The 9,412-nt window shown below is 51.6% G+C and carries 11 protein-coding genes; 4 read left to right on the top strand and 7 right to left on the bottom strand.

The window, feature by feature from the left end; translation table 11 throughout:
* On the top strand, positions 1 to 228 hold a 228-nt coding region (locus HMPREF3168_RS10300), incomplete at its 5' end, for a hypothetical protein (RefSeq protein ID WP_168161987.1).
* An 87-nt stretch (positions 229 to 315) separates the two neighbouring features.
* Here the strand turns inward: HMPREF3168_RS10300 and HMPREF3168_RS04630 are convergent.
* The 5 genes from HMPREF3168_RS04630 to HMPREF3168_RS04650 all read right to left on the bottom strand — a co-directional run bounded on the left by HMPREF3168_RS04630 (position 316) and on the right by HMPREF3168_RS04650 (position 4,555).
* Positions 316 to 1,182: an RsiV family protein gene (locus HMPREF3168_RS04630; RefSeq protein ID WP_003612147.1), complete on the bottom strand. Its 867-nt coding sequence runs from the start codon at positions 1,180 to 1,182 to the stop codon at positions 316 to 318.
* A 13-nt stretch (positions 1,183 to 1,195) separates the two neighbouring features.
* Positions 1,196 to 1,759: an RNA polymerase sigma factor gene (locus tag HMPREF3168_RS04635; protein ID WP_003612122.1), complete on the bottom strand. Its 564-nt coding sequence runs from the start codon at positions 1,757 to 1,759 to the stop codon at positions 1,196 to 1,198.
* Between the two features lie 157 nt (positions 1,760 to 1,916).
* Positions 1,917 to 3,224, bottom strand: a complete 1,308-nt coding sequence (gene serS / locus HMPREF3168_RS04640) for a serine--tRNA ligase (protein ID WP_003612150.1) — start codon at positions 3,222 to 3,224, stop codon at positions 1,917 to 1,919.
* Positions 3,225 to 3,467: 243 nt separating this feature from the next.
* Positions 3,468 to 3,962: a GNAT family N-acetyltransferase gene (locus HMPREF3168_RS04645; protein WP_003612143.1), complete on the bottom strand. Its 495-nt coding sequence runs from the start codon at positions 3,960 to 3,962 to the stop codon at positions 3,468 to 3,470.
* Positions 3,962 to 4,555 (bottom strand): TVP38/TMEM64 family protein, encoded by a 594-nt coding sequence (locus HMPREF3168_RS04650; RefSeq protein ID WP_003612141.1) that lies wholly within the window; start codon positions 4,553 to 4,555, stop codon positions 3,962 to 3,964. Before HMPREF3168_RS04650 ends, HMPREF3168_RS04645 begins: the two co-directional genes overlap by 1 nt.
* A 207-nt stretch (positions 4,556 to 4,762) precedes the next feature.
* On the opposite strand from HMPREF3168_RS04650, the gene HMPREF3168_RS04655 reads away from it, so the two are divergent.
* Both HMPREF3168_RS04655 and HMPREF3168_RS04660 read left to right on the top strand, forming a co-directional pair.
* Positions 4,763 to 5,566 (top strand): alpha/beta hydrolase, encoded by an 804-nt coding sequence (locus tag HMPREF3168_RS04655; protein ID WP_003612118.1) that lies wholly within the window; start codon positions 4,763 to 4,765, stop codon positions 5,564 to 5,566.
* A 2-nt stretch (positions 5,567 to 5,568) separates the two neighbouring features.
* A complete protein-coding gene (locus tag HMPREF3168_RS04660; RefSeq protein WP_070488692.1) occupies positions 5,569 to 6,453 on the top strand; it encodes a helix-turn-helix domain-containing protein in 885 nt (294 codons plus the stop codon).
* Positions 6,454 to 6,469: 16 nt separating this feature from the next.
* Here HMPREF3168_RS04660 and HMPREF3168_RS04665 read toward each other — a convergent pair whose 3' ends face one another.
* Entirely contained in the window at positions 6,470 to 6,967 is a 498-nt protein-coding gene (locus tag HMPREF3168_RS04665; protein WP_002879327.1) for a nucleoside 2-deoxyribosyltransferase, read from the bottom strand.
* Positions 6,968 to 6,975: 8 nt separating this feature from the next.
* Positions 6,976 to 7,647 (bottom strand): type 1 glutamine amidotransferase, encoded by a 672-nt coding sequence (locus HMPREF3168_RS04670; protein ID WP_070488694.1) that lies wholly within the window; start codon positions 7,645 to 7,647, stop codon positions 6,976 to 6,978.
* A 258-nt stretch (positions 7,648 to 7,905) separates the two neighbouring features.
* Here HMPREF3168_RS04670 and HMPREF3168_RS04675 point away from each other — a divergent pair, with 258 nt between their 5' ends.
* On the top strand, positions 7,906 to 9,291 hold the full coding sequence (locus HMPREF3168_RS04675) for an NAD-dependent succinate-semialdehyde dehydrogenase (protein ID WP_070488696.1): 1,386 nt from the start codon (positions 7,906 to 7,908) through the stop codon (positions 9,289 to 9,291).
* Positions 9,292 to 9,412 lie beyond the last annotated feature (121 nt).

Here is a 9,412-nt window from a genome sequence, read left to right on the forward strand (position 1 = left end):
CGTCAAATTTGCTTTTTCATTCGTTTTATGATTGGCGCACCCGGCCGAGTTGTTGTCGCTCAGCTTTCTCCTTCAGCGGCAATAAATCGGATTAACAGCATTTTTCCTTCTTTTAACAAAGGATTGTTCTTATTTCGCTTGCTTTTCCCGAAAAAAGCAGAGAAAATTTCTGCGATTTTTTCTAGAAATCGGCAAAAGAAGCTGGGCAAAAGAAAAATGGCGACCTAAGTCACCATTTTCTTCACTCCATCATACTCTTTTACCCCAGTTTTTTCTTTTCTCTCTACACTCTACATTCTTCAAATCTCTGTATTTTTATCTCTGCAGTTTGGCAACCAGCTTGTTTGGCAAAACGAAGCTCTGGCTGCCCATGGACATTGGGCCAACTTCGCCTTGGTTGAAGACGATAACCACCTGGTTCTTCTTGTTGATGTAGAACTGCTGCTTCTTCTTGATCTGGCTGAAGCCGTCCGGATTGCCATTTTCCTTGAGGAAGTAGCTCTTGTTCTTTTCAGCCTTCATTTCCTGCTTCATCTGCTTAATGATGTTCTGGCTGATGGCCTTTTGGTAGTTGCTGCCGCTCTTGAACAAGTCCCCCAGCTTGACCTGCTTGCCGCTGGCCTTGCTGAAGACGTAGTAGCGGCTACTTTCCCCGCTGTCAGCTTGCGTTTGCACGGCTGTCAGCTTGACCACGTACCAGTAGCGGTTGTTAGTCACTTGCTTGGTCTTGACCGTCAAAGAACCATAGCCGCCCTTCTTCAGAGATGCCTTGAATTCCTTGGTCAAACGGTCAGTTTCCTGGACAATTTCCCGGTTGACTGCCTGGCTGCTCTTCTTGGCCTCCTTGGTTGCCGGCCCGGTTACCCCGCTGACGGCAACTTTATCAACAGAAATATCGGCTGAATGCTTGCGGCTTTCATAGTGGTAATCACGGAAGGTCACCAGCTTGAAGTAGTTCCCCACAACTGGCAAGTTCTGCATGGCATTAGCCACCTGCGGACTCGTGTTTGGCAAAGCCACGCTGAAAGCAGCTGCGGCCGCGATCCCTGCCACCAGGCGGACCCACGGCTTGCGCTTGGCTGACAAAGGAATAACCTTCTTTTGCCCCCGGCTGGCTGCTGCCTCCACGATGTACTCAGTCTTGATTCCGCCCATTGCATCCATTAAGTCAGTGTTTTTCATAATAATATCCCCTTTAAATATACTTTTCTTCCTGCAGCTTTTTGCCCAGCTTGCGGCGCATCCGCAATAATGATACCTTGACAGCCGACACGGTCATCCCGTTAGCTGCCGCAATATCGCTGACAGCATCCATGTAAAAATACCGCTGAACAAAAATAATTCTTTTTTCTTTTGGCAGGCCTGCCAGAAAATCATTGATGATCTCCGTCAAAGCGCTGCTCTCAATCCCTTCCAGCTCTGCCTGCCCCTGGACCGCGCCGGATAACTCTCCAATTTCATCCAGCGAGGTGGTATATTGATCCCCAGCTCGTTTCTGCCGCTTTTGGTCGCGGACCATGTTCAAGGCTCCATTGCGCGTGACGCGCCCCAGGTAGGCCAAGAGGCTCTGCGGCCGCTTCGGCGGAATCGTGTTCCAGGCTTTCAGCCAAGTATCGTTCAGGCACTCCTCAACGTCCTCCTTATCCCGCAAGATATTGCGGGCAATCGTTGAGCAGTATGCCCCATATTCACTCTGGACTGAAGTGAGCGCAGCTTCGTCTCTGGCGAAGAACTGCCCGATGATTTCAGTTTCTCTCACTGTCTTTTTCCGTCCTTTTACTTTTTGCTTTTCGAGGCCCTCATCTCCTCTACCCTAATAGACACCTAAGGGAGCTGAAAGGTTACACTTTTGCAAAAAGTTTTTTAGAAAAATTTCCCACGCAAAAAGGAACCCCTCCGCGGAGTTCCTTTTAGCACTAGTGCCACTTAACTTCTGGCGTGATCTTGGTCATGCCGTGCATGTATGGACGCAAAGCTTCTGGTACGGTAACCGTGCCGTCTTCGTTTTGGTAGTTTTCCAAAATAGCGGCAACCGTCCGGCCGACAGCCAGGCCTGACCCGTTCAAAGTGTGGGTCAGCTTAACCTTGCCGTCTTCGTCACGGTAACGGATTTGTGCCCGGCGGGCCTGGAAGTCAGTACAGTTGGAGCAGGATGAGATTTCCCGGTAAGTGTCCTGGGCTGGCATCCAGACTTCCAAGTCGTAAGTCTTGGCACTGGTGAAGGATGCATCCCCGGTTGACAAGGCTACAACCCGGTATGGCAGACCCAGCTTTTGCAGCAGGTGTTCAGCGTTGTGGGTCAGGTTTTCCAGTTCCTTCCAGGAGTCTTCTGGCTTAACCACCTTGACCATTTCTACCTTGCGGAATTCGTGCATCCGGATCAGGCCCCGGGTGTCGCGGCCAGCTGAACCAGCTTCACTTCTGAAGGCTGGTGACAAAGCAGTCACATTGATTGGCAGGTTCTTGCCATCAATGATGTCACCTCTGAAGTAGTTGACCAAAGGAACTTCAGCAGTTGGAATCAAAGTCAGGTTCCGGGCTACTTCCGGGTCGTCGTTGTCAACAATAGTGTAGACGTCTTCCGTAAACTTCGGGAATTGGCCAGTTCCTTGCATTGAGTCATTGTTGACCAAGGATGGGGTGATGACTTCAGTATAGCCTTCGCTGGTGTTTTCATCCAGGAAGAAGTTGTAAACTGCCCGTTCCAGCAAAGCGCCGGCACCCTTGTAGTAAACGAAGCGGGCTGCGGAAACCTTGCTTGCCGCATCCCAGTCCAGGATGTTCAGGTCAGTGCCCAGGTCCCAGTGAGCCTTTGGCTGGTAGTCAAACTTGGTCGGTTCGTTCCAGCGGCGGACTTCTTCGTTGTAGCTTTCGTCAGGGCCAATTGGGTCTGAGTCAGCCGGGAAGTTTGGCAAACGGAGCAGGATGTATTCTTGCTTTTCCTGCAATTCGTCAACTTCCTTGTCCAATTCCTTGATCTTGGCGCCGACTTCACGCATGTTGGCGATTGCTTCACTGGCGTCTGCCTTTTCCCGCTTGGCGGCAGCAATCTTCTTTGAAACTTCGTTTCTTTCTGCCTTCAAGTTTTCACATTGCACCATAGCTTCCCGGCGCTTGGCGTCGATAGCTACCAGTTCATCCAATTGCTCAGGCTTGATGCCCCGAGTTGCCAACTTTTCCTTGGCCCAGTCAAGATTCTCGCGAATGACCTTAATATCCAGCATATATAACCTCCGAAAAAACAAAAAAGCCGGTCCGTCCCAGTCTTGGGACGAATCGGCGCACGGTTCGCGGTACCACCCAGTTTCGGCTCAAAGAGCCGCACTCAGTTGAGCGTTAACGGTGCCCGGCCGTGCAATGATTAATTGCCCACACTAATGAAATCTGGAAGCGACCGCCGTCCGCTCTCAGCATACGCGGACTCTCTGTCGGCAGTCTAGGGATTTCGTGTTTGTCTCTATTCTATGCTATTCGCTCCGTTTTAGCAAATAATACTTGGCTGAAAAATCCAAAAAAGGCGGAATTTGCCGGTAATCGACTTCATACATCTGCCGAAAGCCCAGCTTTTGCAATAAATGCTGGGGCCGCAAATTGTTTGCCCGGCAGCCGGCCCAGATTTCCTTGATCTCCGGATCTTTAAAAGCCTCCCCTAAGAGGCAGTTGATGCTTTCAGTCATGTAGCCCTGCCCCTGGTACTTTTTATCCAGTAAAAAGCCCAGCTCCCGGGACTGGCCATCCCGGGGGTACAGCTCCAGCAGACCGATCGCCTGGCCCTTTTTCAAGCAAATCATGTAGCTGGCCGGCCGCTGCTGGTAGGCCAAGGCTCCTTCTTCAGCTTCTGCCAGATTCCGGTAATGGGCAAAGCCTGCCGTCTCCTGGTAATAGGGATCCTGCCCCCAAGACAAAAGCAGCTCAGCATCTTCCGGCCCGACCGGCCGCAAATATATCCGCTCACTCTCCATCACATCAGCCTCATGATCCAGCGGGCCCCGTAGACCAGGCCCAGGCTGTAGGCCGCGATAGTCCAAGGCTTGCAGAGAACAATAATCCAGAAGTAGGTCCAGGGCTTCATCTCCGTTAAACCCGCTAAAAGGCAGAGCAGGTCATCCGGAGCAACCGGGGCCAGGATGCAGATGGCGAAGAACCAGTTGAACTTCTTTTGGTTCTTAGTCCACTTGGTATACTTCTCCAAGCTCTCTTCTGACACGATGTGCAAGATGAAGGACTTGCCGTAGTAGCGGGCCAGGAAGAAGTTGATCAAGGAGCCGATGACGATCCCTATATAGTTGTAGATAAAACCGGGCCCGGCGCCGAAGAAGACGACCCCGGCCAAAAGGGAGACCCCGCCGGGGATAATCGGGATCACGACCTGGATGATCTGAATCAAGACAAAGATGATGGGGCCGAGGATCTTTTTGCCAGCCAGATAGGCGCTCATCTTGGCCTGGCTGGTAAAAATCCCCAGCTGGTACCAGTAGATGCAGAGGCCAATGATCACGATGGTTGAAATAATGGTCAGCCGGTTGATCAGCTTGCGGCTTTGTTCGTAACTCATGGTCTTTTCCCCCTAAAAACAATTCCAGGATAATTTTAGCAAAAAGCCTCCGGCAGCCCCACCAGTTTGCTTCAAGCTTTACCCAAACTTATCCAAGTTCCTTGCAAAAAAAGCCAAAAGACAAGCAGAAATTATTGCTTTGAGTATATAATTAAGTTAAAAGCAAAGATCAGAATTCAAATTAGATCAGAAAGGAAAAATGAGATTATGGTTGTGACTGTTAACAATATCGCTTATGACCTTAAGCATGGTCTCAAGACCGACATCTACTATCCCAACGATACCGACTCACAGACAAAAATCCTCATCTTCTGGCACGGCGGCGGCTGGTTCCGGGGGAGCAAGGAAAGCATTAGGGACGTAGCCATCGACCTGGCCAACGCCGGCTTCATGACCTTTGTGCCCGACTACCGGCTGGCTCCAGCGAACCACTTCCCGGCTGCCCACGAGGATGCCCTCAACTTCGCGGCCTGGCTTTTAGCTTCAAACTACACCGACGAAGGCGATGAAAACAATATCGTCCAGATCGGGGCCAGCAGCGGCGGCACCCTGGCTTTGAAGGTGGCCGGCATGTACGGCTTTCCAACCGTCACCTGGTCAGCCCCGGTCGACTTCAGCAGCTGGCTGGCCGACCACCAGGAGGTCAAGCCATCAGTCAATGCTAAAGAAGAACTGGGCTTGACCAAGCAGCAGGCCATCAATGAAGCCTTTTACAAGTACTTCGTCTTGACCTATGCCGGCAGTGAAGACTCCGACCTTTTGGCCGACCTGGACGCTCAGAGCTACGACTACACCAAGTTGGGCCGCCTGCTCATGCTGAATTCTGCGGCTGAACTAACCGACCTGGCCGGCGTTACTGACTTTGCCGGCCGCCTGGCCGGCCGTGGCCACCAGGTTGACCTGGAAATCATCCCCGGCCACGGCCACGCCATGGACTACGGCCGGGAATATCTCCGGGAAAGCATGACCTATCTCAACTATGCCCTCAGTCTGAAAACGGGAAGCGAATAGCCATGATAAACATTGAAAAATTCATCAAAATCCGCAAGTCACTCAAACTCTCCCAAAATGAGCTCTGCAACGGGATCTGCACCCAGTCAACCCTAAGCAAGTTCGAAAACAACGGGCAAATCCCCTCTTTCAAGATCCTCAAGCAGCTCTGCGAGCGGATGAACATCTCTTTATCCGACATCATGCTGACCAGCACGGAAAGTGAAATTGCCCAGAAGCTTTTTTCCGCGGACTTCTACTTTATCACCTACGACTATGACCAGGTCCGCAAGATCCTCAAGCAGGTCAATGAGAAAAAGATCCGCGACAAGCAGGACCTTCTGCACTACAACTACCTCTGCGGGAAGCTGGCCCTGGACGGGGACCACAACGATGTTTCAGCCCTCTTCTATTTCAACAATATCTTGACGACGGACAACCTCAAGGCCGACAACATCTACCGCCTCTTGGCCCTTAAGGGCTGCAGCCAGGTTTACGCCAGCCAGGACATGGACAAGGCCTCTCACTACTTTGACCAGATCCTGGGCCAGATCAAGAAAGTCGAAATTAAGGACAGCCTAAGAGAACTCCAAGTCATGTCCATATTGACGGCAGCCGGTGAATTCTATGGGCAAAACGGCCAGTACAAGCACGCTGACGACCTGCTCAACTACGCCTACGAACTGGCATCGAGCCACCATGTGGTCTACTTTTTAGCCCGGGTCGTTTACCAGCTGGCTCTGGACGACTTGGCCCAGAAGCGGTCCCTAAATACTGCCCTGGAGCACTTGCATGACTCCCTGGCCTTCGCCCGCCTGAACAAAAACGAGGTTATCCTCAAAGAAGGCGGCAAGCTCCTTAAAGAACTTGAAGAGAAAGCATACGAAAACAGTCAATCGCGAGATTGACCGTTTATTTTTTGCCTTAAATAGTGCCGTAGCCAGTCAGCGGCCGGCATGGGCAGTTGTTAAAGTCGTAAGTCTTTAAGAGTTCCAGTTCCTGGTCACCCTTGATAAAAGCAGTTGCCCCTTCAGACAGCATCAAGTTCATGATTGGCTTCTTTTCCGGCTGGTTAGTGAAAGGCACGATGATGACCGGCTTGTTCTGCGCCCGCAAAAAGCCGATTTCAAAGGCGCAGCCGTCATCCAGTTCATCCATGTCGTAAAGGAAGACCCCGCAGTTGGCCATGGACAGGCCGTTGATGTCGTTTTGGTAGGTCTGCTGCTTCCAAAGCAGGCTGCGTTCGTCGCCAAAGCCGACATTCGGGTCTTCAGCCGGGTCGGTTACCTGCTGGTCAAAGGGAAAGTGGACATGTTCAACCGTCGGGTTGGCCGCCAAGTATTCGCGGACCTGCTTGGCCCGTGCTTGATGGTGGTCACGGTGAAAAGATGAACCTAAATAAATACGTGCTGTTGCCGTCATGAATCCTCCTAGTGGACGCTTAAATAATCTAACATGGTGTAAATGGCGCGCTTGTTGGCGCTTGGCAAAGGCTGGGCCAGAATCTCAGCCGGAGTCTGGTGTAAGTCATTGCCGCTTTCAGCGTAGGCGCCGTCATTGATGACGATTTCGCGGACATTGTCAGCCAAAGGCTCTAAGTGAAACTGCAGGCCGATCACGTTGCCATTGACCAAAAAGCCCTGGTTGGCCAAGAGGTCGCTGGAATAAAGCATGTGGCTTTCAGCCGGCATTTCAAACATGTCCTGGTGCCAGTGCAGGGCCAGGAGCTTGTCTGGCAAACCGGCAATAGCGTCATTTTGCTTGTAGACCGGAGCCCAGCCGACTTCCTTGTGGGCCGCCGGGTACACGCTGCTGCCTAAGCAGATGGCAATTTGCTGGGCGCCCAGGCAGATGCCCAGAATCGGCAGGTGTTGCTTGAGGCAGTCCTTGATCAATTGCCGCTCTTCTTCCAGCCAGGGCAGGTCATCGCCCGGACTCATCGGCCCGCCCAAAACGACCAACATGTCAGTTTCATCAGCTTTCGGGAAGATGCCGAAAGTTTCCGGATGGTATACATAGACTTTATTGCCCCGGTCTTCGGCCCAGGCCTTGATGGCCCCTGGCCCCTCATTCGGGGTGTGCTGCAAAACGTTGATCCGCATAATCTCGTCCTTTCAATTTTTAAATATTTTACCATGCTTACTGGATTTTTTCATTAAACGGGAAATCTTTACCAAAAGCTTTGAAAAAATTGCCGTTAAAATATTCCTTCAAATAATAAAATTATTTCACCCTTTAGCTATATCAAAAATCAGAAACCGGTTTATACTAGAGAAAGGGATATTTGTGAATCTTGCACTAGATTGGCAGTAAAAGCCGGTCTGATCAACTTTTAATTCGAAAGGATGAAGAAAACATCTATGGCAAAATACGAATCAGTGAACCCATATACCAATGAAGTCTTCGCCAGCTACGAAAACCCGACTGACCAGCAGATTGAAGAATCTCTGACCTTAGCCCACGCCCTCTACAAGAAGTGGCGGCATGAAGAGCCAAGCAGCCGGGCCGCCATTTTGAAGGACATCGCGGCCAAGTTTCAGGAAAAGGAAGAAGAAATGGCCAAGACCATGACCCTGGAAATGGGCAAGAAGCTCAGCGAAGCCAAGGAAGAAGTTGAAATCTGCATCGGCATCCTCAACTACTACGCCGACCACGGCCCGGAGCTTTTAAAGCCGGTCGACCTGCCTAACCCATACGGGCGCGCCTACTACTTAAAGCAGGCCACCGGGGTAATCATGGCCTGCGAACCATGGAACTTCCCTCTTTACCAGGTCATCAGGGTCTTTGCCCCGAACTTTGTCGTCGGCAACCCGATGCTGCTCAAGCACGCCCATAATGTACCAAGCTCTGCTGCCCTGGCGGCCAAGATCGTCAAAAGCGGCGGGGCGCCGGAAGGCAGCTTGCTCAACCTCTACCTCAGCTACAGCCAGCTAGACCAGGTCATCGCTGATCCGCGGGTACAAGGTGTCGCCTTGACCGGGTCTGAAAGAGGAGGGGCTTCCGTAGCCGAAAACGCCGGCAAGAACTTGAAGAAGTCCACCATGGAACTGGGCGGCAACGACGCCTTTATCGTCTTGAGCGACGCTGACCCGGCAGTTTTAAAGGCAGCCTTGAGCGACGCCCGCACCTACAACAACGGCCAGGTCTGCACCTCATCCAAGCGTATGATCGTTTTGGCTGACCGCTATGAAGAAGTCCTGGCAGACATGAAGGAGATTTACTCCGGCCTTAAGTGGGGCAACCCGCTGGAAGACTCCACTACCCTGCCGCCGATGAACTCCCAAGCCGCCAAGGAAAAGCTGGCCAAGCAGGTGGAAGCGGCAGTTGCCGGCGGAGCCAAGGTCTACTACGAGTACCCGGAAATTGATGCTCCAGGCGCCTTCAGCCGGCCAATTATTCTGACCGACATGACTAAGGACAACCCAATGTTTGACCAGGAAATGTTCGGGCCAGTCTGCGTGGTTTACAAGGTTAAAGACGAAGCCGAAGCCATTGCCTTAGCCAACGACTCCAGCTACGGGCTGGGTTCATCCGTCATCTCCAGCGATATCAAGCACGCTGAAGAAGTCGCCAGCCAGATTGAAACCGGGATGACGGTCATCAACGGCCGCTGGATTACTGACGGCAGCCTGCCATTCGGCGGGGTCAAGAAGTCCGGCTACGGCCGCGAGCTCAGTCCTTTGGGCCTGGACGCCTTCGTCAATGAACACCTGGTGATCGACTTTACTGACCAAAACCAGCAATAAGTAGATGTAACTCAATCTCTTTCAACTACACTTACCTTTACTTTTTTCTTTAATCTTTATTACATTATCTACTTTTTAGTGTTTCTTTTGTACTAGTGTAGTGTCATACTGATATCTTAAG

It is taken from the genome of Lactobacillus sp. HMSC08B12, from assembly GCF_001808415.1.
Lineage (GTDB): Bacteria > Bacillota > Bacilli > Lactobacillales > Lactobacillaceae > Lactobacillus > Lactobacillus delbrueckii.